The sequence below is a fragment of the Erythrobacter westpacificensis genome (genome assembly GCF_039542285.1).
Classification (GTDB): Bacteria; Pseudomonadota; Alphaproteobacteria; order Sphingomonadales; family Sphingomonadaceae; genus Alteraurantiacibacter; species Alteraurantiacibacter westpacificensis.
The window spans coordinates 36,759-59,818 of the sequence record NZ_BAABHV010000022.1 but is presented as its reverse complement, the minus strand read 5'-3'; the positions used below and the strand labels follow the sequence as shown (position 1 = coordinate 59,818).

Genomic DNA, 23,060 nt, shown 5'->3' with positions numbered 1-23,060 from the left:
GAAGTCACAGCGATGGCAGAAGGACCGCATGACGTGGCGATTATTCTATCGGCGCCGCAGGTGAGCGAGAACTTCTCTGACAGGGCGCAACCCGGGACGTCGGACGGTGCGAAGGTGTTCGATTTTCGTGAGGAAATTCGGCGCCAGAAGCGAAAACGGGTGTGGACCGTGTCCATGCTCGCTGCAGGCGGCATGCTGCTTGGAACGGCCATCGGCATCGTCGGCATTAACTGGTCATCATTCGCGGCTAGCGCACAGGAAGCTCCGCGCCACACCTTCGCGGTCTGTGGCCTCGTTCGCCGCACCTGCGTCGTCGATGGCGACACGATTTGGCTTGAAGGCGTGAAGATCCGCATAGCCGATATCGACACGCCCGAGATATCCCAGCCGGAATGCGATGCCGAGTATGAGCTTGGGATCCGGGCGCGTGATCGGCTCGTCGTCCTGCTCAACCAGGGCAAGTTCTCGCTCGCGGCAATCGGGAATCGCGACGAGGACCAGTATGGACGCAAGCTGCGCGTCATTATGCGCGGCGGACGCTCACTGGGCGACCAACTCGTGTCCGAAGGGCTGGCGCGCACATGGACGGGTCGCAGGGAGCCGTGGTGCTGATGCGTGATAGGGGCACATCCGAGTCTGCTGAGACAAACAAGGTCGGTTGGCCCTTCCGGCTAAAGGCAATCTTTGTCGGCAGCCTCGTTATCTTCGGAATGCTCACCGCGTTCGGCGGCCTGCTGTGGCCCTGACCAGGGACGAGGAACTCTGGGGAATGGCGCTGTGGGTCGAGAAACATCACGGCGACAGGGGCAAGGAATTTATCGCAGAGCGCATTGCTGATTTGGAGAGTTCGGGCGAGCATGGCGGCGTGCAATTGTGGCGCCAGGTTGCCGAGCGCTTCTCGCAGCTTGGGGATCGCGGCAACCTGAAACAGTAACGCGGTCATCGCTGTCTGGTCTCCTTCCCGCTTCATGTTCCGAGAGGTAGTCTTCCAGCCGCCGGATCGTCCGCTTGCGCGGCATCCGCCCTGCCCTGAGATCGAGCACGAAGCGGGGGTCGCCCACAGCCGCGCGGCCAAAGGTGGTCGCGGAGATGTCATTATCTGTCAGATAGATTTCGATCCGTTCCAGTAGGGTCATCGACAACTCGCATCGCTTTCCAAGAATCACTTGTGTTCTTGTTATGTTCTTAGTAGGAATGCATCCTCAGGTCTAGGAAGAATCCTACGATCCCGGACGAAGGACGCGAAAGAAATGGAACATGTCCGCGAGGAGCTCGACCGGCTGCTCCGCAAGGGGAATTACGGCTATGCCGCGATTTCGCGGATGCTCGGCCGCAACCCCAGCTACATTCAGCAGTTCATCAAGCGCGGCTCGCCCCGCACGCTCGATTCCGAAGATCGCCGCATTCTGGCGAGCTTCCTCGGCGTCGATGAGCAGGTCCTGGGTGGCCCGGCAAATACCGAAGTCGATGGCCTCATCGAGATCCCGGTTCTCGATGTGGAAGCTTCCGCAGGGTTCGGGGCGATCGCCTCCAGCGAGAATGCACAGACGCGCTTTGGCTTCGATGAGCGTTGGCTACGGGGCCTGACCTCAGCCAAGAGCGCCAGTCTGTCGATCGTTCGTGTAGCCGGCGATTCCATGGAACCGACCTTGAGCGATGGCGACGAAGTTCTGGTCGACGCCTCGGATCATGCGTCGCGGCTTCGCGACGGCATCTATGTCCTGCGCGCCGATGATGCGCTTGTGGTCAAGCGGATCGCCATCAAGCCGGGCGGCCGACAGATCACGATTGCCAGCGACAATCCGGCCTATCCGACATGGAACGACATGGAACGCGCCGAGGTTCATATCGTCGGGCGGGTGATCTGGTTCGGACGGTCGCTCTAGCTAGCTGGCTAAACGTGCAGAGGCTATGGCTGGTTTCTTGCCAGAGAGCCTTTTTCTTCCGGGCTGGAATTATCAGATCGATGAGAAAGCTCTTCGGGGGTTGTCGCGATAGATGTCGGTTCGGGTTCTAGCACACTTGTCCCAGGCGTTGTCGAGACCTCTGGAACTTGGAGTCGACTTTCTGGCAATTCATTTGTTTGCTCAACTTCCATGGGAACTGGCGACCCGATCTCGCCCCAAACGAAATCCAATGCGTAAAATATTGGGTCAAGCGACAAAAGCAGCACGAAGGCCCCAAAGGCTCTTACGAGATGCTGGTGTGTGACCTTGATCCTCGTCACTTTGGCGTTCACCGCGTCTCTCGATCTGCGTGACGCTAGCAAAGTGCTTCGTGCCAACTTCTGCAAGGGTCTTGGTGTCCGCCAAGCAGCGGCTACCTCGCTTTCGGCAACGCGTTGAAATCCTGACACCTGCAGCGTCCTAAAGGCATGATATCCCGCCGCAGCCAAGTAGACTGTGGCGATGAACATGATCCCGAGTTTTAACCCTTCGGGAGCAGGTCCAGACTTGTCCTCCCAAGTGGCGGCCTGAAGAGTAATGACAAGCGGAACCAGAGCAGCGAGAACTGCCAGATATGTTGTCGCCTTACTTTCTGCGGTTCGAACTCTCTCTGTTTCGGCAGCGGCTACTCTTTGGGCTTCATCGAGTGCCCGATCCGCTTCATTTGCGAATTTCGCCTCTTTGATGGCTCCGACATCTAGGTCGAGACATGCATCCTTCACATCTATTTCTTCAACCGTGAGAGGTTCGATGTAAGGAAAGATCATGTCCAGCCACCGCAACGGCCTCATGCGGATAGTCCTTCAACAATGGCAGAACTGATTGGCGCGCCCGTTCGCTGTTCGATCCATGCCCACTGTCCGTTGGGATTAGCTTCAAGGAACCAATGCTGACCTTCCGTATCCTCAATGAGATCGATTGCCGAATACCGAAGGCCAAGGGCCCTGGTTACGGTGATGCATGCTCTCTCTATGTCATTTGGCAATTCGATTGAGCGATGCACGAGGTCAGTTCGAACACCCTTGCGCCAATCTACGCTGGTGTCCCGGTGCACCTGTGACTCGATGGCGGTTGCAAAGACCTGATCGTCAACAACTATCGCGCGAACATCGAATTGCTTATGAATCTCGTCTTGGAAGATGACAGGCGCGCGTTCGATGCTGTTCATGTCGGCCTTCGTCAACGACGCTATGCGAGAAGTGAAGATGACCTGTCCTTTGTCTCCATCTTCAATAAGGGCGTGCCGAAGCGGCTTTGCCACTACTTCGCCACGCATGGCAAAAGGAAGCAGGTAGTCCGGATCGTTGGTTACGAGAGTTTCCGGTACTCTGAGACCTGATTGCTGCGCGATCTTCAGCTGGCGTGGTTTGTCTTCGGCGCGCAGGATGGCAAACGGACAGTTCAGCCAGCGACCATCAAGGGCGTTCCAGATGGTTCGAAGCATGGCGGACCACTCGGCTTGGAGATAGTCAGCAGTCGCCGGGGCGTGGTCACCAAACTCGGGTGGCATTGGCCGACGGTAGTAAGCCGCGCTGACTTCACTCAAATGTAACTCTCGGTCTTTCCCCCTAAGGCGGAGCTGTCTAGGATCGCCATTCGGAAGAACGGCACGATAAGTGTGGATGTCTTCGGTGTTTAGCCTGAAGAAACTTATTCCTCGGCGCTCGAGTTCGAGCACTACGAAGTCGGTGGTTACGTCCCTCCGATTGGTGGCGAGGAGGATCAACGTGGCGCCCTCCCAAAAATCAAACCACGCCCGTTACCTGATCATCAGTCTCCTGCTGAATGTCAGTTTTGGTCTGAATCTCGGGCAAGGCTAGCGATGCATCCTGGTCGTCAGCTTCCTGCCGAACTTTGGTATAGGTGGAGGTTTCTGCCATTGCACCACGCTCATGATCGTGATCGTCTGCTTCGACCTGGGTCATGGTTTTTGTGTGCGTTTGAGTAAGCATGTCGGAGGCTTCCTCGATGATGGGCCGTGACTCCCCTTCAACGTCGACCACCCACAGCTGCCGCGCCTCGCAATAACGCCCAGGCATTTCCTGAGCCGAGGCGCTCCGCGGTGTGGCAAATCGCAACAGATACGGTTCCCGTGTACTTGATCTGGCGATTGTCGTTGTCGTCATGCTCGTTTGCTGCCCAATTGTGTAGTTGGCTCACCGGTTGCAGTCGGCTGCATTGGAAGCGGAGTACATTTCTTCAAGAGTTGGCCGGGGTCAAGGGTTGAGAAGAGGACTAGCCACATCTTGAATGGCACCAGAAAAACTCTGCATTAGGTCGGCTTCGCGAACCAAACGACGTCGAAGTGATCGAGGCAGTTCAAGCTGGACACCTTCGCCTGACAGAGCCCGATTGCAGATGTTTTTCGGGCTTTGACCAGGAAGCCTTCTATTTGGTTCTGCAGCAAAACCTTGACTGCGAAGCGAGTGGCCAATTGCATTGCGCAAGGCGTCAGAAAGCCCGCCCAACCAGACCGTCTCAGTTCCATCGTCTTGCCGTCCGTGGATCGCAATTGCGGTCCATGAGGCTTGCAGGAGATCTAGAGCCTCCGGTTCATCGAATCTGTGGGACGTTATGTGAAAATCGCCATGCGGCCCATTCCTTAACGCCTCGAAGGAATAGAGGTTGAATTCAGTTCCGGCGATGCGCTCGGCGATCTCCGAAGTCCCCGGTTCAATCGTCCCTCCATGAGGTGCCAAGATCGTAAAGTTTGCTCCACGATCCACAACGCGGATGCGATAATCAATTCCGCGTCGTTCATTTGCCGCCAACTCAGCGAAGCTATTATATCGATCCACCATACATCCGTCTTCCGACTAGAAGTCTAACTCGCAGCGATACCGAGCAATTTCGCACTCAATTCCCGAAGTTCTGGAAGGAGCGGCCGAGCGCCCCAGCGGTCAAAATCTGTCCTCTCCTGTTTCGTATCGGCATAAGCCCGGTTGGCATTCACGACACCCTTGAGCACCTCTGCAAATCGCTTCAATTCGCCGGTCGGCTCGAGAGCATCGATGTAGCACGCCAAAGCATCCAGCCCCTCTATCGCGAGCGGCACGCCATCTTGGTTGAATTGTTCTGCTGCCTGTTCGAACTCTGCAATCGATTGCATCCACCCATCGATCACCGCCTGGCGTGCATCCGTTGTCTCGGCCTTCGAACCGTTGGCAAGGTAGGTTGCAAGAAGAAAGAGCCTCGCCGGATGCTGGTCGAGCCAACGGTCAATCACGGGTACCGAGACTTCTGTCGGCGAGCGACCGAATGCTCGAGCTTCGGCGGTCATTGTGGTGATTCGGCCTGGCAGGATCCGTGTACCGTCGCAGACCATCAACTGTAGTGCTCGCAGCTCCGCAATATTGATTGGCCACCAACGACGGAATTCCTGAGCACGGTAATAGGCTATTATGTCTACAATGAAGGACTTTGGACCAACCTCCCGTTTCCGAAACTGAACCGAACAAAAAGACGCAAAATCCTCATTCTCGCCTTCGGGATCAAAATCACGGATAGGATCAATCAGAATTGCCAAAGCCCTGCTGCTCGGTTTGCGCGCAAGTATCTTCTTCACACGAGATATTTGGTCGAAAGCGCCGGCGTAGCGGTACAGTCGGCCTCCATGATGGTATGGAACGCGCTTCTCAAGCCTCGAATGTTGCAGCTGCCACCATCCAGCGAGCTCATTGAACCAGCGTTCTCGTTCCTGATCTTCAAGTGATGCTGGTGCTGGGTAGCCGATTGGCACCGCCTTGCCCTCTGTCGTTGGCAGATCGAGATCAACGATCAGCGTGGTTCCATTCGCTTCGGATTGAGCAGCTTCGCAGGCGCGCTGGTAGACCTCATCAAGATTTGTACCGTGGATCACGGTCGAGCCTTCGCCGGCATCGGTTGGTCGCCAAAGCGAAATTGATTCTCTTTCTAATGCTTTGAGATCCAATCCGCCTCGGCCGATCGAAAATCGTTCGAGGTCGACTGATGGCACCCAGGGAAGGCCCTTCAATTCAAGAGTACGAACCGCATCTGCCTCTTGTCGCGCATCGAACGTTGCTCCTGAAATGATCAATGCGCGACGCCGATTGCCATCCGGTCCCGCCAGCAGTTTGTGGCGGGCAGCGTGTTCATGTTTGTGGCCGTGCAGAACGATATCTATCCGTCGTTCACCGAGGGCCGCCCACAGAAGCTCGAGATTAGTGAAATCTGCAAACGCCTTGATTTCCTCACGCATCGAGGGCGCTCGAAGGTGATGGTGGATCGCTGCTATCCGGACTTGCGGACCGTCTTTCGGTCCGGGAGTTTCATCTACGAGCTGCCTGAAGACCTCGAGCTGATCCTCGGAGACCCTAGCCATATCGTAGCGGATCAAGCTTTCGAGCTGTTTTCTTAGTTTCGCCTTTTCAGCATTGTCCGAAACGGTGAGCAAACCTTCTATCTGGTCCCAGATCGTTGCGAGGGGCGGATCCAGAAGAGAGGTCGTATGTGACCAGTTGGCGCTGTTGAGTGGGAAGATCGCCCAAGACTGATCTTCCGCTACCAGTCTATGCATATCCGAATTGACCGCGTTCTTGCCATCTACACCATCCAGCCACGGCGTAATGCAACCCGAAGATCGCCAGGCATCGATGAAGGCTTTGTACCGCTCCTCGCTTCCTGGGTCTTCGCCCTGGGGGACATCATGATTTCCCGGAGTGGCAACAATCCTCGACGCATCAATACCGACCACCTCAAGATTCCGACTAATAATCTCGTAAAGCGCCTTATGGCCAGCAAGTTGGCCGCCCAGCGCAGCATCTCCTGAGAACACCACGGCATCGAGCTTGCGGCCATCGTTGATCAATCGTTCCGCAAGCCGAGCGAGCAAGAGATCGAGTACGTCTTCTCTCGTTGGATGAGTAATACCAGGTATTCTGACCTTGAAGTCGTCGCGCCTGATCTCAACGCCGTGGCCAGTGACATGGGCGTCCGTGATGTGGAGGATAAGTGGTGTGGTCATAACAGACACATAGCGAGCCAAAGCGCTGCAGCACACATTTCATGACGATCAGCTTCGGAACATTCAACAGGAGCGAGGGAAGTCGTCATTGCCTTTTTCATGATTTTATGATTTCATATTTTCATGAAAAATGAGCAAGCAGTGGGCCTCGACGAGTATCTCCAGGTCCAGGTGCCGACGGAAACCAAGCAAGCCCTCGAACGGCACGCGGTTCAGGAACGCGTTCCAATGCGGGTCGTCGTGCTCCGCGCGCTGTCGAAGTACGGAATATCCGTCCCCGCGGATTCGATGGTCGATAGGCGAAAGCAAAGTTGATGTCGGAGGAGTTCGTGACTCTGACCGTCGATCAGTATGCGAGTGAGGCCGCGCGTACCGATCAACGAAAAGGATCGGGCACGATCGGCTTCACCATGCTCGGGTTATTTGGGGAGACGGGCAGCCTGCTCGCCGAGGCCAAGAAGAAACAGCGCGATGCCGCCTCTTATCTTGGCTACGCCGAAGCTGTCGCCGAGGAGATTGGTGATGTCCTGTGGTATCTTGCCGCTATCGCACGGCGTCACCGCTTGGAATTGAGCGACATAGCTGCCGCTGCACTGGACACGGATGGCACTTACGCTGCGGGCGCAAACGCAGCAATCAGCCTTCACGCCCTGCAGCCTGCGCATATGCCGCTCGCCAAAGCGCCAATGCCCGAATTCGAACACAGCTTGCTGGCCTTGGCCAGCGAGGTCGGGCTCCTCGCTCGTGCAATCGAAGGCGGGAATTCGACGCAGCATCGCGAGGATGTCGCCGAAAGACTTATTGCAGTTACGCGTTGCCTCATTCGTGCATCAACCGATTCCGGCATCACCATTGAGGCCGCGGCAATCAAGAACCTGCAGAAGATTTTCGATCGATGGCCACGCGAACGCATCTATCCGCCCGCTTTCGATGCGGACAAAGACGCCGAAGAGCAGCTGCCCCGCTCGATGCAAATCGACATTTACGAGCGCAAGGTGCGAGGTCAGGCCTATGTCTTCCAGCGTTCGCGCGGTGTCTATGTCGGCGACCGACTGACCGACAACGCCATCGAACCTGACGACTATCGGTTCCACGACGTGTTCCATTACGCCTATGTCGCGGTGCTAGGCTGGTCACCGGTTATCCGCGCCTTGCTGCGCCTCAAGCGCAAGAGCGACCCGAAGCTGGACGAAGCTGAAGATGGCGCACGCGCAATCCTGATTGAGGAAGGTGTCACTTCCTGGCTATTTGGCCAGGCCCAACAGCTGGATTTCTTCGACGGGGTGAAGCCGGGCGGACTTCCGCTGGACATGCTCAAGCATGTCCGCCAATTCGTCGCCGGTTACGAGGCTGACCGCTGTCCGTTGTGGCTCTGGGAGGAAGCAATTCTTCAGGGTTACGCGGCCTTCCGCTTCCTCCAGAAAAACCGCCGGGCGCGAGTCACTATCGATTTCGCCCGCCGTCGCTTGCGTATCAAGGAGTTGCCGCAATGACCCCCAAGAGTTTCGTTTCGGCGTTGGCGGCTACAAATCTGCCTTCGGTGTTCAACCCATGGCACGACCGCTGCTCGATCCATGACCGGCGAGATGCCGCAGCCCGGCGACGCGCCAATCTCCAAGGCATGTTGGAAGCTGTGCTCGACGCAAATGTCGAAACGATCTGGATTGCCCGAGATCTCGGCTATCGCGGCGGTCGGCGTACAGGGGTGCCGCTGACCGACGAAGTCCATTTGACTCATGCGTCGGCCCTTATGGGCGGTATCGCTCTGGAACGCGCCACTCAGGGTCCGGCCATTGCCGAACGCACTGCCGCAGTCGTCTGGCAGGTGCTTGGCCGTATCGGACAGCCTGTCATGTTGTGGAACGTCTTTCCATTCCATCCGCACGAAGCGGACGATCCCATGTCCAATCGCTGCCATAGCCGCGCCGAGCGTGAAGCCACCTGGCCTCTGTTACAGGCTCTGGTATCGATGGTTCAGCCAAAGCGCATTGTCGCGATCGGACGCGATGCCCATCTGGCGCTTGGCGGACTGGACACAGAGGTCGCCGCAATCCGCCATCCAAGCTATGGCGGGCAGCGCGAATTCATCGATGGTATGTTCGAGCTCTACGGCATTTCCGGTAGCGAGGACGAAACGCCCGAACTACCGCTGCGACCGCGCTATGCCGCTGCGGCGAGTTCCGCGTTGGCCTGATCGCAGATTTCAAGCAATGAGTTGATGTCAGACCGGTTCCACTTGTCTGTATCGATCCTGGCATGCGTCGACAGGATCGTCAGCGGACCCATCTGGGCGCCGGACTCCTCGCACACGAACTGCAGCAACCGCCCGAGCCCAATGAGATTGCCGAGCAGCTTCTCGATGTAATAGTGGTTCCGGTACATGGCGGTGAGACCAAGCTTGCGGTCGTTTCCGCTGCCGATTAGCTTGAAGCTCGCAAAGCTCAAGCACTGCCCGCCATAGGGCGAACCATCAACATCGCGCGCCGGGTCGAAAACGCTGAGCTCAAATTTGTTGAGCGCGCGCACGGAGGGATTCTTGAGGCGTCCAATAATCTCGGCAAGCTGATTGATCGGTTTGCCTTCGGGTTGAGGTAGGGTCATCATTCGTTCGAAGTAATAACCCGACCAGTTTTCCTTCGAGCGAACCTTGGGCAGCACGTTGTCGCGGAAACGATCATAAAATTGCGGCGAACCGTACCGCCGATAGAGCCCGGCTGGAAATATCGTGTTTGCCACTGTCTCGATGCGCTTGGCCCTATGAGCATCGTGAAAGGCATCGACCGCTGCCACCACCGGATCGGCAAGGCTGGCCCGCGCCAGCGGATTAGCGACATCGATCAGAACATTGTATTCGTGATGACCTGGCTGTGCGTCCACGAGGCGGACGGCTTCGCGCCAGGCCGAGACGCAATCAGGCTGCGGCGGCACGGGTAGATACATCGATATCCTCCGTCAGTATTGCCGTCGCGAATAGGCGCGGCTTCAGGAATTCCTCGGTCAGCCAGGCATGTCCGTCCAAGCCCCAGTCGGCGCCCCAGCTGTTGCGGATTAGGATCGCGCTCTGGCTGGCGACCTTGCCGTGGCCTACAGCCACGATTGCATGGCGCAGGTTTGGATCGGGACTTTCGTCATTGGCCGGATCGACCAAGCCTTCGCTGGCTGGTACGAAAAACGACCGCGACAGGGTGGTAAGCAGCATGACCGGCTTCTTTCTGTCGAGGGCCTCGACGATCGGGTCGAGATCGAGCGCGGCGTGAGCGCCTTTTCGCCCGAAGCATGGACCGACATCGGCAGGCGGCGTCCAATGAGCAGGATCGGCCGGTACCGCATCGAGATAGGGCCACCCGCTTTCTGCTGGCTGCCCGTCGAACCTTAGCGTCTCGAGCATGGCCGAAAGCGTTGCGCCCTGGTCATGCCGCCGCCCGCTGCGCCGCTGCGCATGGAAGAAGGCATATTCACAGGATAACGGCGTCCATCCCTCGCGCAGTCCGGCATGGGTGTCGCTCGCCGCGAATGCCAAGCATGTCGGTCGCGAGCCCTGATCGCGCACAGGCCCAAGCAGCGGCCGCAGGTCGGTCTTGATATCGATCATGAGTTGTCAGGCAGCCTCAAGCAAATGGCGCCGTTCGGCTCTGGAGAGGCCTTCCTGTTCCGGGCCGGTGAAATCATAGTCGATTGTGAGGCTCGCATTTGCTGTGGCTGGTTGCCACGGCCGCCTCTCGTTGAGCGACATCCGGCCGCGCTGAGCTGCTTCTGGCGCCGCGGTCACGCGCCGAACCACCGGCCCGCCGATTGCGTCGGCTTCGAGTGCCTCACGCTCATCGCGCACCACCGCAAATCCGCTCGCCATCAACTGATCTAGATCCCACAGAAATCCGCCACCCGCATGTTCCTTCAGGCGCAAGACGAATAAGTCATTGCGACTGCCATCGATACGCGTACCCTCGTCACGCTCGGTCAGCAGCCAGACATCGCCGCGATAATCAGTGGGTCGGTAGTCATGCAGCAGATCGACTTTCAGGCTGCGCGGCTTGGTATCGAGCAATTCGCGCATGACGGCATCGGAGATCAATTTATAACGGGAGAGGGTTCGGCAGGTGGCTTCATAGCTGGCGCCGATCCGCAAGGAGAGCTGATAAGCGAAATTGGGTCGGCGTAATTCATCGACCGTCCAGCCTTGTCGCGCGCAGTGAAGGGCAATGAGCCATTTGGGCATCATGAAGGCGATGGCAAAGGCGTCGGCTTCGGTTTCCTGGAACTGATTGCCCGGTTCGGGGCTCATCGGCATGCGGCGCAAGATGCTTTCGTCATCCAGACTGGGTTCGTGTTGCATGAAGAAATGACCAAGCTCATGCGCTGCGGTGAAGCGCTGGATGCTCATGGGGCGTTCGGTGGTTACCAGCACTCCAGGGGCCGGCGAGCTGAGATAAGCACCCAGCAGGCCCTTGAGCGGCCGCAGCAGCAGCGGCAGATCGAGCGAATGTATCGCGCCGAAGACGTCGACGTTGCCGCCGCGCTGTCCGATCAGCGCCTGCATTTCGAGACGGCGATGGAGCCTGCCTGCCGCCATCGCGCCTGCGCGAACCGCACTGTCATAGTCCCCCGCCATGGATCAGGCCTGTCCCTCAACCGAACGCGAGCGCAGATACTCTGCGAACCGGCCAAGCTCGGCACGATCTTCGCTTGAAAGATCGGCTACGCGCCGCGCCAGATGCGCTACGTCCGGAGGCAGACTTGCCGACGCCTCATCCTCTCCCGTGAAATAGGCGACGGACTGCCGGTAAAGCTTGGCGAGACGCGTGAGCTCAATCGCCTCAACCCGGCGCTGGCCATTCTCGATATCTGTCAATGCCGTCCGCGGAATCTTGAGATAGCTCGCCACCTCGTCTTGCTTGAGGCCGAGATATTTTCGCGCGTCGCGCAGACGGTTGCCCAAGCGTTGACGTTCCACCGCGTCATCGCTTTCCTGGCTGATAGCCACATTGCTCATGGCTTGGCTCCTTTCTTCTTGACCCAGACCTTCTCGATCCGAGGCACGACGTGGGCGAGCGCCTCTTCAATCGAATTATATCCCCCGGTCCGCACGATATTGTCGCGCAGTTCGAAGCCCACCACAGCCTCGATGGCGCAAAGCGTATCCACCACCGAAAGCGAATCGAGGGGCACCGCGGCCTTCATGGTTCCCGCTTGATCGTTCGGCAGTGCGATGCCGCGCAGCTGCGCTTCGATCGTCGCCACAGTGAGCAACTCGTCGGTAAGCGCCGTGATTACATCGGCCTTGGGAAAGGCCGATACTGCAGGCGCGGGATGGACAACGGTCGCCATAAAGACCTCGCATGATTTAGCTACATTTGTGCTCTATAATGTCGGATTTTCCGACATGCAAGCCTTCATTTCTCCAGGCGGGGCATTTCTCAATGACCAAGAAGGAATACCGGGCGACAATGCTTGCTCTCGTGTCCACTTGCGCAGTTCCCAACTATGGCAAGCTACAAGCCCAGATCCAGCGACCGGCTACGTTCCTTGACCAGTTCCTGCTCGACCAGCCTTTCCGCCTTGTTCGGCATTGTTTTGCCCGAGCCAAGCTCCGCCGCTGACCGAAGTCGTTCGGTCACCTCGATCGCCGAGGCCTTCTCTCCCTTGTTGCGCGATACCGCTCCACCAAGGCGTGTGGCATTGTCGACCACCAAGGTCAGATGATCGCGTAATCGCGTCACCGTCACAAGAAACGTCTTCTGGTTCGATAGATTCCGCTCGCGGCTGTCCATCACTGCAATTCCGCGATCCGAGGTCAGGCCCTGCGCCATATGGGCGTTGAGCGCGTAGGCGAGGTCGATCCGCTTGAGCATCGGATCGTCCTTGCGCAGCTCGACATGCTGGCCCTTCGAGGTTTCTACGGTGACACGGCCACCTTCGATCGCCAAAACCTTTGCCCGATCTGCGTTGTACAACTCTCGCTGGTGGTCGTTGCGCGTCCAGCGAATGCGGTCGCCCTCATGCACCTCGAGCTTGCGGGGTTCGAGCAAGGCGAGATTGTCGCGATCCTCGGTCACCTTGATCCGCGAGGGATCGAGCCTTCCCTGCTTGCCTTCCTTGTCCTCAAGCAGGACCTGGCGCCCCTTCGGGTCCCATCCCCTGATGCGATAGCGGCCCGGCCTCAGATTGAGCGCCTTTTCTCTTCGGAGCACCTCAAGCACCCTGCCGGTGCGATAGGCAGACATATGCCGGAGCTCTTCGCGCGTGGCGTTGACGCGGTCGAGAACCTCAAGCTGCAATTTGCCCGGACCAATCTCGCCATTGGCGAGGAGACCTGTCTGAACGGCCTCGTTGACCGCAGACCGGATATTGCGACCTGACGCATAGATCGCGGTCTTCTCGCGATCCTCGGGACCGAGCGATAGCCAGCGTTCGGCCGCCACGATGGCGCCATCGCCCTTCGCTTCGACGGTATGCTCCTTAAGGCGCTCAAGGGCCTTGCGAACGTGCCCTGCCTGGGCGGCCGCCTGCGCATCTCTGACGACCGGATCGCGTGCGCGCAGGTTCGTGTTCATATCAGCGCGCGCGATCCCGGCCTTCTGCAGCAAGGCAAAGGGCTTGCCGGCATCGACTGCCCCCAACTGTTTGCGATCCCCGATCAGGACAAGGCGGTGTACCTCGGCAAGATTGGCGAGACGAACGAGCTTTTCCTTGTCGTCATTGGCTACCATCGAGGCCTCATCGAGGACAAGGACCTGACCGCGAAGCTCCGCTCTGGCATCAGCCAGCAACCGCGCTTGTGAAGGATTGTTGAGCAGTTCCCGGTAGCGACCAAGGAACCGCGCGAGGGTCTGCGATTTTATGCCGGTGTCGCGCTCGAGCATCTGCACGAGCGTGTTCTGGATCGCGAGCCCGGTGACCTCTCGTCCTTCCTCGCGCAGCACCTCGGCAACGGGTTTGAGGACGCTGCTCTTGCCCGCCCCGGCAACACCCTGGACCGCAACGATGCGATCGCGCGCGGTGAGGATCAGCCTCGCGGCCCCGAGCTGTCCATCATTCAGTCGGAAGCCGTGACCGATCTCGGCCGACGCCTGCACGCGTGTCTCTGCTTCCTTCTCGGACAGATCGGGTTCGATAGTCTCCTTGCCGCTGGCAACTTCGCCCAGGATGCGTTGCTCGGTCTCGACCGCCTCGCGTGATGCCAGCCATTCCTTGTGTTCGCCCTTGCCCTTGATGAGGTGGCCCGCAGCTACCAAGGCAGCAGTGCGCTTCTCGATTGCGGCGATGGTCGTCGGTAAACCGAAGTCGAGTGCCGCCTTGTAGAACGCGGTGCGCTCGAACGCCGCCTCACGCTGCGAAAGATGCCGCACGGCAGACGCAACTGCCTGGGCCGCAGCGATTGTCTCGCGATCCTCCTTGAGTACGCTTTTCGGGACCAGTGGATCGGCTGGATTGGTCCGCAGATAGGCCGCGAACTTTTCCAGCAGCGCCTTCCCCCGCTCGATCAGCGACGTCGGCGACGAACCTTCGCGTTCGCGCTTGTCAGCGACCTGCCGGGCCGTCGCGACCAGGGGCGCCAGGTCAAGCCCGACCGACCTCGCTGTCTCCGACCAGAGCTTTCCGAGCATGCCCCGGTCCTCGACGCTGTCCTTGGGTGCGCGGGTCGCCAGCGCGGCAATCCTGCCTGCCTCAAGCCCCTCGCCCCGGCGCGCTTCGAGCACTTCCTTGCGGCGCGATGAGAAGGCCATGACCTCGCCGCGCGAGATCTCTTTCGCCTCGAAATTGCCGTGCTTGAGCACAGGACCGGTCTCGTATCCGAGCTTCTCCACGCTCGTGCGAAAGCGCGCCATGGCGATCGAATTGAGCAACGTCTGGAACTGCCAGAGCTTGTCATTCTTGAGCGTGCGCCACTTCCCGTCCTCACCTTGCGTCACATTGGCGACGACCGCGTGAAAGTGCAGGTTTGGTTCCTGGTTGCGGTTGGTGTCGTGCTGAAAGAGCCCGATCGCAAGATTGCCGGTCGCGACGGTTTTCACCTTGCCGCCTTCGACGAGACGGGTTTCAGCTGCATTCCTTTCGGCCCATTGCAGCGCCTCGATCACTGCCTCGCGATAGGCGGCAATGATCCGTTCGTCTTTCCCGATCAGGGCCAACAACGACCAGCTCTTGGGAAGCGAGAAGGTAAGGTCGGTGCCCGGTCGATGCGCCTGACCGGGATTGCCGACCTGGACACCATCGGGGAGTTCGCCGCGCAAGAGAGCATCGAACTGTTTGGCGTCGACGCGGCCCTTGAGGCCAAGCCGCTCGGCTCCCTTGCCGATCCATTGACCAGAGCGATCAGCATCGGCGCGGGCGTAGTAATTGTCGGAAGCAAAGTAGCTGGCAGCCGCAGAGGGGGAACGGACATTGGCCATCGAGAGCATTGTCTATTTCCTGTTCCTTCTCCCCCTCTGCTGACGTTCAACCGGTCACATCTCGTAGTCGCCGAGATCGTGATCCGGCTGGTCGCGCGCCGCACCGCCCAGCAGCCCGCGCTGCTGCTCCTCCTGCAAGCGGCGGTCGGCCTGGTTACGATCCTTGTCGGATCGTTGCTGTGCCTCGGGATCGGGCACATCGCTCCGCCTGGGCCCCCTGGCGGCAGGCAAGGAAGGATCCTTGTCGTGCGCCTTGTCGGGCAGCGGAAGGCTGCCTTGTGCGGGACGGTCGAAGGACCCGATCTTGTCGAGGTCCTCTCGCCTGTTCGCCTTTACAGGGTCGGTTATCCTGGCAGGGTCCTTGTCATGCTGGCTCCGTCTATCCGCCCGTCGCGAACCCCTCTTTGCCGTTTTCTGTGCCTTGCGATCGCCCCGTGAGGTCGAGGCAGGGCGTGCCTTGACACCCCGCTCCCTGCCACCGGCTTCACCGGCCTCAGGTGGGCCATCGCCTCCTCCGGCCCCGCCCTTGCCGTCAGGTTCATCCGGCTCGTCGGTATCGGCTGGAGGTGGTTTGCGCGAAGTGTCACGAGCAACAAACCCCTCGGCGATGCGCGGCCAGTTGCGCGGCGTCAGCGTAACCGGCGCGGCCGCGAACCCGTCGGGGAACTTGATGTAGCCTTCGAGGCTCGGCAGTCCCATGAACTCGTCGGGCAGGAGCAGCGGAACGACTTGTCGCCGGGGCGTCAGGCTGACCGCATCACGGGCATTGTTGTAGCCGTAGCTATACCCCTCCTCCATCTCGCGAACCTCCCGGTGGCCGACGATGTCGGAGCACCAGGTAGCGGTCTCGCGGTCGGCGGTGGCGAGTATAAGCTTGGTCCGGGCGAGCGATGACAGAACTGTTCGGCACCGCCGCCATCCTGCGGCACGAGCGATTCTGCCGCAGCATGGAATTCTGCCCGCGAGGAACAGTCATTGAACACGCTCCAGGCCGGACAACGCGCGTCGAGCGGGTTCAGGATCACATCGCGCTCGGGCTCGTAGAAGGTCTCGATGAAAGCCCCGGTGAGATCGAAAATCACCGCGCGTTCTTTCCTCTCGCGGATCTCCTTCACGAGTTCGGTCAGCGCCACGGTCTTGCCGGTGCCGGTAGTGCCGACAAGCATGGTGTGGCTCTGTTCGCGCCGCCACGGCCAGCTGACACCGGCAAGATGCGCCGGCGCATAGAGCCCGGCTTTCCGTAACGCGGATGATCCGGCAAGCCGCCACTTCCAGCCCAGCTCGCGGCCATACTCGCGGGCGCGCTCGCGCTTGTTGTGATGCGCGATATCGGACTCGAGTTCACCCAGGCTGACGAGCGAAGCACCGCGCACATGGCGCTTGCGCTTGGAGCGTTCGCCGAAGTGTTCGGCGACCCACCAGAAGGCCGTAAACAGCGGCGCGAGAATGAGAGCCGAGAGCAGCAGCGCATGCTTCACCGCCCCGGCAAACAGGGCCCATGCTTCGCGCATCGGGGGGAAGTCGGTGACGACAGCCATGGGAAAGCCGATCATGCTGCCATCGGGCATGCGCAGGTTTACGAGCTTGGCCGGATCGAACTCCATGAAGGCGTAGCCTGAAGCATAGACATGCATCCACAAGAGGTAGATCTGGTAGTCGTCGAGGGCGGAACTGACCTCCCACCAGGTGAGGCCAAGAACGACCAGCAGGCCAATGATCAGCGGCCCCTTGAGACCTGCTGCGAACATGAAGCCGAAATGGCCAAGCAGCTGGCTGCCGCGGGTGAAGTTGACGAGATTAGTCTTCATGATCGCCTCCCACCGGACGAGGTGCAACAAGCCCGAGACGCTCGAGCTTGCGATGGTACGCTGCGACCGTTCGCTCGCGCAAAGTGGGATCGGGATGGTGCGTGAGCAGTGCATCAAGCGCGACGGTGATGAAGACATTCTGGCGCACCGGATCGGTTGCCGGATGCCGCAACTGAGCATCCATGTAGCGCTGCCAGAAATCAAACAGGCAGTCGCTAATGACGATGCTGCAGCTGACCCGGCGATCCTGCGCCTCAGCCCTGATCCAGTCCGCGACAGGCGCGGTAACATATGTCTGGAATCGACAGTTTCTTTGCATTTTTCCAAGCTCCTTATTTTCAAGAAGCCTGGTTCGACCTGCGGAAGGCGAGCATCACTCTAAGTCGGTGGCACGCTTGTAGGAAAGCGATAAGTTCGCGCGTGATTTCAGAACTTTAGTAACATCTGAGCCGAATCAACTCGGACTCAAAAGGTACCACGGCGGTACTGGCTCAGAAATTCCATTCCGTGAAAATCACATACATCTAACTGAGAAATATCAGGAAATCTGCAGCATCCGCTGCGTACGGTGTGCTGGGTCAAGCCCATTCTCAACTGCGTGTCAGTGACCAGTTGTTCTCCCGGTCCAACTTGCGAAGAAGATGCTTTCGTTTCAGTATGGAAGCGTAGCGCAGCGTTAAAATGAGCGGCGGAAACCATCGTCCGGCAACAGGCTCTATGGCCCACGATTTTCCTCAAATGTTCCAGAATGGGGACCAAATAGCCAACATGTGCACCCAATGTGATCGTTCGTCACAACCTGAAGTGAGGGGAGCAAAATGCATTGCCGATTGCGAGCGATCGTTATGCCCCATGAACTGATGTTGATCGTGTCGATTGGCGACCGATTGCACGCCCTATCTCAAGCACTGATCCATCACCAATCTAACATCTGCGAGCATGAAAAAAGGCAGGAACCGTTTCCGGTCCCTACCCTGTTTGTCGGGTCAGAATTCATCGAGCATAGCACCATGCACCGTGTGCACCACCCGCTCTGCAAGGTGCGCCGGAAGTGCGTTGTAGTCTCCCTCATCCAGCGCGAAATATCCCAATTCCCGGTCCTCGACGATGTGCTGATCGAAGAAGCTGTGCAGCGCCCGCCGCTCTGCCAAAGCCAGCGCGGCAAAGTAGCGTTCCGAGTTCGAATTGTGCTGAGCAATTGAAGCCATTGTTTCCTCCTGATGTCTGCCGTTGACGGCAGGAGCAGGACGGATGGGCGTGCGGCCGGCGGGTCAGGGATCGCCCCAAAGGGCGACCGCGATAGCGGCGGTAGGGGTAACGATTTTGTCGGACCGCAGCGCAGCGAAGGGGAGGCAAAATGGTGGGACCCTGCCGTCCTTGACGCGCCGGTTGCACGGCCATCAGAATGGGAAAACGTGAGCCAGGCCCCCTCCCCTCCGGTCCCGGCCTAGATAGCTGCCGAGACCTTCTGCGCGACCTCTGTAAGCGTCGCCTGCAGGCGATTGATCTCCGATAGGCTGGTTCCGCTGGGCACGTATCGCGTCACAAGAAATTCGCGCGACTGCGACATGGCGTGCAGGTGTTCCCGCGTCCGCTTCCGCAGCACCAGCCCAACCTCGACTGCGAGGTCCGCCCTTGCCGCGAGGTTGTGCTGGAGACCCCGGACCTCGCCCGCGCTGTGACCCGATCGGAGAAGGAATGCGTTGAGGTACAGCTCGACCGCATGGATCGCGACCATCCGAAAAGGTGCCCGCGACCTAGCCTCTCCAGGCCGTCCATTCTGCACGAGAAGCTGGGCCGCGATCCGATACTCATTTGCAAGTGCCACAACCTCGGCTGCAGTCGCGGCCTCACCCGGATAGCAAACGATCGCCTGGTCAGTCATGGCGCTCTTCGTAGCACCGCTTTTGCAAACGATTACTGAAAGTTCTTCGGCGTTCCATACGCGAGGAAGGGGCCCTGTCCGGCTGGACAGGACCCCTTCGGGAGGGAGATCGACGGGAGAGGTCAGTCGATCTCGGGAGCATCCTGGTTGTCGTTGTCGTCACCCGAGCCATTCCCGCGGGAGAGGAAATCGACCTTGTCGGCGAGTATCTCGGTGCCGTAGCGCGTGACCCCGTCCTTGTCTTCCCACTGGGTGTAGTGGATGCGGCCCTGGACCGAAACCAGCTGGCCCTTGGAGCAGTACTGCCCGACGGTCTTGGCAAGGCCGTTGAAGCAGGTCACCCGGTGGAACTCGCTTTCCTTGGCGGTGTAGCCGTTCTCGTCCTTGTAGGTCTTGCCGTCCTTGTCGCGCGCGGGGCGATCGGTGACGACGGTGATCCCGGTGACATTGGTGCCGCCCTTGGTCTCGCGGGTGTCGGGATCGCGGGCGATGCGGCCAGTGAGGATTGCGATATTGGTCATGGTGATATTCCTTCAGTTCCTCAAACCGGAGACCATCTCCGGCTTGCGCACATCTGAAAGAAACAGGGCATGGGAGGACTGCACCGGAGGCCTGAAGGGCCGAAGGGAAACCTGTTCATGACGGGTGGTGCGGGCAGGCGCGCGAAGCGCGACAACACGGCCGTCAAAGGAACGGGTTGCGGCTCCTCAGCTGACCTGGTTCAGGACTGTTCGCGAAGAAAGCCGGATGGGTATCGGGTGCAGGTCTGAAGGGTGACATGATCCCGCTGCAATCAGCTTTCGCCGTCGCTTTCCGATGCTGCCAGGAGATCCATCAAGTTGCGGGCTGCTTCCCGGTCTTCCTCGTTCTCGAACACCACATCGAGGTCGGGGGCAGACCCGAACATGTGCAGGAACGACCACAGTGCAAAGCGCTTGGCACGGTCAACTTCGAGCGTTGCGGAAGGTCAGCAACGCGCCCCAATCGAAGACGTAGCCATCCGAGATCTTAGTTGCCAAGAGCGGACATTCTCTGAGGCCATTCCGGCCTAGGAGAATGATAATGACTTACTCGCATTTTGATCCTGCTGCTCAAAACCGAGTTGCTTGGAACTTCGGCGCTAAGATCGGCCCCAAGCGACCGTTTAATCAAAAACAGATTTGGGCGATCCGCTTCTTTCTTGATCGCGAAGAGCGCATCAGAGACCGGGCTCTTTTCGACTTGGCGATCGACAGCAAGCTCAGAGGCTGCGATCTCGTAGAGCTCAAGATCGGCGATCTGGTCAGTGGACCGGAAATCAGAACGCGAGCGACAATTACGCAGCGCAAGACTGGTCGGCCTGTTCAGTTTGAGATTGCGGCAGACGCGCGTGCAAGTCTGTTGGCCTGGCTGGAGCTCAGAGGTGGTGACGTGGAGGACTTTGTTTTCCCGAGCCGAGTTCATCTCGCTCGACACTTGAGCACGCGCCAATACGCACGGCTTGTTGATGAATGGATTGCGGCTATCGGCTTGCCGCCAGAGGAGTATGGCACCCACTCACTACGCCGAACCAAGGCCTCGATCATATACAAGACCACAGGTAACATACGGGCAATCCAGATCTTGCTCGGTCACTCCAAGATCGAAAACACGGTGCGGTATCTTGGCGTCGACATAGAAGACGCCCTTACCCTCGCTGAGAAGACTGAGATCTGACCGGAGTTGGGCGCTGGCTTCAAATAGCCCAGCGTCCACTTCTGGGTGGTTTGCTGACCGGAAGTACTATCTCCAAAGCCGACCTTCAACGCATGGGGGAGCGAAAGCGTTCGAGAGCCCGTCGGTACAACCCTGAGCGAAGAAAAAACAATGCCGCCCAGCCCAGGACACAAAACCAGCCAAACACGTCCCCGATGGAAGTGTAAATGGTTCCGCTGTCCGCATTAATGGGAGCAGATGCTTCTAGAACTCCCAACGTCGTACCGCTTCGGCGTTCAGCGATCACCCGTCCATAGCGGTCGCTGACGAAGCTGAAACCATTGCGAGCCGAACGCGCAATCGAAAATCCACTTTCGACACCGCGCAAAACCGTCATCCGAGCCGTCAGCCAATCGTCGATATCGAAATCGTAGGCGGGGACAATCATCAGGCGAGCGTCAGTGCTGCCGTATTCGCGACCCAATGTAGGAAAATGCATGTCCTTACATATCGCGATACCGACGATCGTATTGCCAAGAGGCAGCACAAGCGATTGAGATCCCGGCGTCAGTTGCGACTCAATTCCAGGGATTAGATGCTGCTTTAAATACCATCGATAAGTACCATCGGGCAAAGCGACTAGCGCCCGTCGGGTAAGCACGTCGGGATCTTCCACTGAAACGCCGACGACAATCGTGGAGTCGTCAGCGGAAGCCAGAGCCGCAAGATTGCGCGCGGCTGCCTCAGCCTCATTTCGGGGTAGCCGGACGATATCTTCGGGCAGAACCACTATCGCGCCTGCCCTAGACGACTGCTCGATTTGCGCCCCGTAAATCTGCCAAAAAGCTGTCCAGCTTTGTGGCAATTCGCTGATATCTTCCATCGCGATTAGCGTGACATTGGCCTCTTTTGCTTGGTCAGAGCTGTCTAGGCGGGTGATGCCTAAAACGAGCGCCGCAGCGACCACCGTCCCTCCCAGAGTGCTAGCGGCGAGCAGCCGGTGTCGAACGGCACCGTTGCTGAAACCGAGAAACAAACCAAGCAGGCTGCCACCAAGAAGGACTATGAATGTGATGGCAGGTATCCCTCCGAGGCTCGCCACCTGAATAACGGGTAGAGCGTCCATCTGGCTGTAGGCGATGCTGCCGGCGCTGCCATGAGGCGACAGATGGATCAACAGCGTATCGATCGCGGCCCAGACCGTCGGTACTGCGAAAACTGCGGGAAGAAATTGACCCCTTTCCGCAAGCGCCACCGCCAGACGGATCGCGCTGGACCAAGCCAAGGCGACCAAGACAAGGATAAAGATGGCTACCAGCCAACCGCCAATCGTGAGATGGTAAGAGAAGCTGCTGATTCCGCCGAGCGATCCGGTAAGCAGTGTCAGCCATCGCCGATGTGATGCAGGAACAAGCTGAGTTGCGAAAATGATCGGGGCGGGAGCTATCCATGCAGCCCACCAAAGCGGGTGCATCGCATAGCTCATGGAGAGCAGGACCCCGGAAAGCGTGGCGAGCGCATAGGCCCAAAATGCTTTTCTAACTGTCAAGGCGCACCATAGGCGAAGAGGATCATCATGGCAGCATTACTATTGACGCACACATTCTTACAATCGGCTTAGACATTCGGGCACACTAGTGTTGCGGTGCGCTCTGCTGAAGACGCCTGAATGACTACTGTCGGGATCATCATCGGTTTGATGAAGATGTCCGCAGTTAGGGTCGCAACCCGCCGTTCCGCTTTTGCCCACCCAGTCTCCGCCAGCGTCAGGTCACCGACTATTCGTCGAAACCCGAGCAGCCAGGCGTTTTCTACGTGGCCAGCACGATGCGGTTAGAGCGGGGCAGACACAATCCCTCAAGCGAGCCATAGCGAGCAGGCTCTGTACGAAATCATTCTACCGTCGAAATGCGGGATTGCGTCGAACTGCGTTTCTCCTCACGCACCTGACCTACGAATTCGAGAAGAAACGCAGTGCTCAAACCGAACATGACGAGGCCGTTGGCAGCTACGATCGCAGACAGCAGTCGCACATCCTCCGCGAGGATAACGTCGCCGAAGCCCAGCGTCGTCAGGGAAACCGTTGCGAAATAGAGCGCCGGTTCCAGCGCTTCAAAGGCACCCAGTACAATAAACAGGCCGGCCCAGATCCAAGCCGCCAGCGTAATGGCGAACAGCATCCATACCGTAGAAGCGGCGAGAAGCAGGGTTGCGCCCAAACGTGTTGTTCGCGTGTGAGGCGGTGTGAAGCGGTCATCGACGGAAAAGGCTACTGCAGCAAACCCCGCTTGCACTATGATCGTGAGTGCAACGGTCAACGTTCCGATCGCGAGTTGAGCGGCGATACTCATCGTTTGTGAACCTCATTTTTTC

24 protein-coding genes and 1 pseudogene are annotated in these 23,060 nt (G+C 58.7%); 7 read left to right on the top strand and 18 right to left on the bottom strand.

The annotated features are described in order from the left end of the window. The first annotated feature begins 12 nt into the window (after positions 1–12). From ABFX23_RS15415 to ABFX23_RS15405, 3 genes are all read left to right on the top strand, one after another. Positions 13–612: a thermonuclease family protein gene (locus tag ABFX23_RS15415; protein ID WP_346033878.1), complete on the top strand. Its 600-nt coding sequence runs from the start codon at positions 13–15 to the stop codon at positions 610–612. Positions 613–736: 124 nt separating this feature from the next. Further along, positions 737–934 carry a DUF6961 family protein gene (locus ABFX23_RS15410; protein ID WP_428831674.1) on the top strand — a complete coding sequence of 66 codons (198 nt, stop codon included), beginning with the start codon at positions 737–739 and terminating at the stop codon, positions 932–934. Positions 935–1,250: 316 nt separating this feature from the next. Then, on the top strand, positions 1,251–1,886 hold the full coding sequence (locus ABFX23_RS15405) for a S24 family peptidase (protein ID WP_346033876.1): 636 nt from the start codon (positions 1,251–1,253) through the stop codon (positions 1,884–1,886). A gap of 23 nt (positions 1,887–1,909) precedes the next feature. Here the strand turns inward: ABFX23_RS15405 and ABFX23_RS15400 are convergent, their stop codons facing one another. The 5 genes from ABFX23_RS15400 to ABFX23_RS15380 all read right to left on the bottom strand — a co-directional run bounded on the left by ABFX23_RS15400 (position 1,910) and on the right by ABFX23_RS15380 (position 6,930). Then, positions 1,910–2,713, bottom strand: coding sequence for a hypothetical protein (locus tag ABFX23_RS15400; RefSeq protein WP_346033875.1), 804 nt, complete (start codon positions 2,711–2,713; stop codon positions 1,910–1,912). Between the two features lie 20 nt (positions 2,714–2,733). Next, entirely contained in the window at positions 2,734–3,492 is a 759-nt protein-coding gene (locus ABFX23_RS15395) for an MvdC/MvdD family ATP grasp protein (RefSeq protein WP_428831673.1), read from the bottom strand. A 199-nt stretch (positions 3,493–3,691) separates the two neighbouring features. After that, positions 3,692–3,985: a hypothetical protein gene (locus ABFX23_RS15390; RefSeq protein ID WP_346033873.1), complete on the bottom strand. Its 294-nt coding sequence runs from the start codon at positions 3,983–3,985 to the stop codon at positions 3,692–3,694. 177 nt (positions 3,986–4,162) lie between these two features. Beyond that, positions 4,163–4,747 carry a poly-gamma-glutamate hydrolase family protein gene (locus ABFX23_RS15385; protein ID WP_346033872.1) on the bottom strand — a complete coding sequence of 195 codons (585 nt, stop codon included), beginning with the start codon at positions 4,745–4,747 and terminating at the stop codon, positions 4,163–4,165. A 23-nt stretch (positions 4,748–4,770) separates the two neighbouring features. Further along, positions 4,771–6,930 carry a metallophosphoesterase gene (locus tag ABFX23_RS15380; RefSeq protein WP_346033871.1) on the bottom strand — a complete coding sequence of 720 codons (2,160 nt, stop codon included), beginning with the start codon at positions 6,928–6,930 and terminating at the stop codon, positions 4,771–4,773. A gap of 123 nt (positions 6,931–7,053) precedes the next feature. Here ABFX23_RS15380 and ABFX23_RS15375 point away from each other — a divergent pair, with 123 nt between their 5' ends. Genes ABFX23_RS15375 through ABFX23_RS15365 form a run of 3 tightly spaced genes read left to right on the top strand, consistent with a single transcriptional unit; the run spans position 7,054 to position 9,124 of the window. Continuing rightward, positions 7,054–7,245, top strand: coding sequence for a hypothetical protein (locus tag ABFX23_RS15375; protein ID WP_346033870.1), 192 nt, complete (start codon positions 7,054–7,056; stop codon positions 7,243–7,245). Next, on the top strand, positions 7,245–8,423 hold the full coding sequence (locus ABFX23_RS15370) for a nucleoside triphosphate pyrophosphohydrolase family protein (RefSeq protein ID WP_346033869.1): 1,179 nt from the start codon (positions 7,245–7,247) through the stop codon (positions 8,421–8,423). The genes ABFX23_RS15375 and ABFX23_RS15370 overlap by 1 nt, the downstream gene beginning before the upstream one ends. Further along, positions 8,420–9,124 (top strand): uracil-DNA glycosylase, encoded by a 705-nt coding sequence (locus ABFX23_RS15365; RefSeq protein ID WP_346033868.1) that lies wholly within the window; start codon positions 8,420–8,422, stop codon positions 9,122–9,124. The genes ABFX23_RS15370 and ABFX23_RS15365 overlap by 4 nt, the downstream gene beginning before the upstream one ends. On the opposite strand, the gene ABFX23_RS15360 is transcribed toward ABFX23_RS15365, so the two are convergent. The 11 genes and pseudogenes from ABFX23_RS15360 to ABFX23_RS15310 form a co-directional block, all read right to left on the bottom strand. After that, entirely contained in the window at positions 9,091–9,870 is a 780-nt protein-coding gene (locus tag ABFX23_RS15360; RefSeq protein ID WP_346033867.1) for a hypothetical protein, read from the bottom strand. The two genes, ABFX23_RS15365 and ABFX23_RS15360, sit on opposite strands and share 34 nt — an antisense overlap. Then, positions 9,842–10,522 (bottom strand): C1 family peptidase, encoded by a 681-nt coding sequence (locus tag ABFX23_RS15355; RefSeq protein ID WP_346033866.1) that lies wholly within the window; start codon positions 10,520–10,522, stop codon positions 9,842–9,844. Before ABFX23_RS15355 ends, ABFX23_RS15360 begins: the two co-directional genes overlap by 29 nt. 6 nt (positions 10,523–10,528) lie before the next feature. Continuing rightward, entirely contained in the window at positions 10,529–11,539 is a 1,011-nt protein-coding gene (locus ABFX23_RS15350) for an ImmA/IrrE family metallo-endopeptidase (RefSeq protein ID WP_346033865.1), read from the bottom strand. Between the two features lie 3 nt (positions 11,540–11,542). Continuing rightward, entirely contained in the window at positions 11,543–11,920 is a 378-nt protein-coding gene (locus tag ABFX23_RS15345) for a helix-turn-helix domain-containing protein (protein ID WP_346033864.1), read from the bottom strand. Beyond that, complete coding sequence (locus tag ABFX23_RS15340) at positions 11,917–12,255, bottom strand: hypothetical protein (RefSeq protein ID WP_346033863.1); 339 nt, start codon at positions 12,253–12,255, stop codon at positions 11,917–11,919. Before ABFX23_RS15340 ends, ABFX23_RS15345 begins: the two co-directional genes overlap by 4 nt. A gap of 164 nt (positions 12,256–12,419) precedes the next feature. Beyond that, positions 12,420–15,329 carry a MobF family relaxase gene (gene mobF / locus ABFX23_RS15335; protein ID WP_346033862.1) on the bottom strand — a complete coding sequence of 970 codons (2,910 nt, stop codon included), beginning with the start codon at positions 15,327–15,329 and terminating at the stop codon, positions 12,420–12,422. A gap of 447 nt (positions 15,330–15,776) precedes the next feature. Beyond that, a pseudogene (locus tag ABFX23_RS15330) lies at positions 15,777–17,128 on the bottom strand (type IV secretion system DNA-binding domain-containing protein); the annotation flags it as partial. Then, a complete protein-coding gene (locus ABFX23_RS15325; protein ID WP_346033861.1) occupies positions 17,118–17,447 on the bottom strand; it encodes a hypothetical protein in 330 nt (109 codons plus the stop codon). The pseudogene ABFX23_RS15330 and the gene ABFX23_RS15325, both read right to left, overlap by 11 nt. Before the next feature lie 667 nt (positions 17,448–18,114). Continuing rightward, positions 18,115–18,336 carry a hypothetical protein gene (locus tag ABFX23_RS15320; protein ID WP_346033860.1) on the bottom strand — a complete coding sequence of 74 codons (222 nt, stop codon included), beginning with the start codon at positions 18,334–18,336 and terminating at the stop codon, positions 18,115–18,117. Between the two features lie 239 nt (positions 18,337–18,575). Then, positions 18,576–19,013: a hypothetical protein gene (locus tag ABFX23_RS15315; protein ID WP_346033859.1), complete on the bottom strand. Its 438-nt coding sequence runs from the start codon at positions 19,011–19,013 to the stop codon at positions 18,576–18,578. Positions 19,014–19,135: 122 nt separating this feature from the next. Further along, on the bottom strand, positions 19,136–19,534 hold the full coding sequence (locus tag ABFX23_RS15310) for a single-stranded DNA-binding protein (protein WP_346033858.1): 399 nt from the start codon (positions 19,532–19,534) through the stop codon (positions 19,136–19,138). Between the two features lie 541 nt (positions 19,535–20,075). On the opposite strand from ABFX23_RS15310, the gene ABFX23_RS15305 reads away from it, so the two are divergent. Then, complete coding sequence (locus ABFX23_RS15305; RefSeq protein ID WP_346033857.1) at positions 20,076–20,708, top strand: tyrosine-type recombinase/integrase; 633 nt, start codon at positions 20,076–20,078, stop codon at positions 20,706–20,708. 85 nt (positions 20,709–20,793) lie between these two features. Here ABFX23_RS15305 and ABFX23_RS15300 read toward each other — a convergent pair whose 3' ends face one another. Together ABFX23_RS15300 and ABFX23_RS15295 are read right to left on the bottom strand one after the other, a co-directional pair. Further along, positions 20,794–22,236: a nitrilase-related carbon-nitrogen hydrolase gene (locus ABFX23_RS15300; RefSeq protein WP_346033856.1), complete on the bottom strand. Its 1,443-nt coding sequence runs from the start codon at positions 22,234–22,236 to the stop codon at positions 20,794–20,796. A gap of 343 nt (positions 22,237–22,579) precedes the next feature. Then, complete coding sequence (locus tag ABFX23_RS15295; RefSeq protein WP_346033855.1) at positions 22,580–23,038, bottom strand: ion channel; 459 nt, start codon at positions 23,036–23,038, stop codon at positions 22,580–22,582. Between the last annotated feature and the right edge of the window lie 22 nt (positions 23,039–23,060).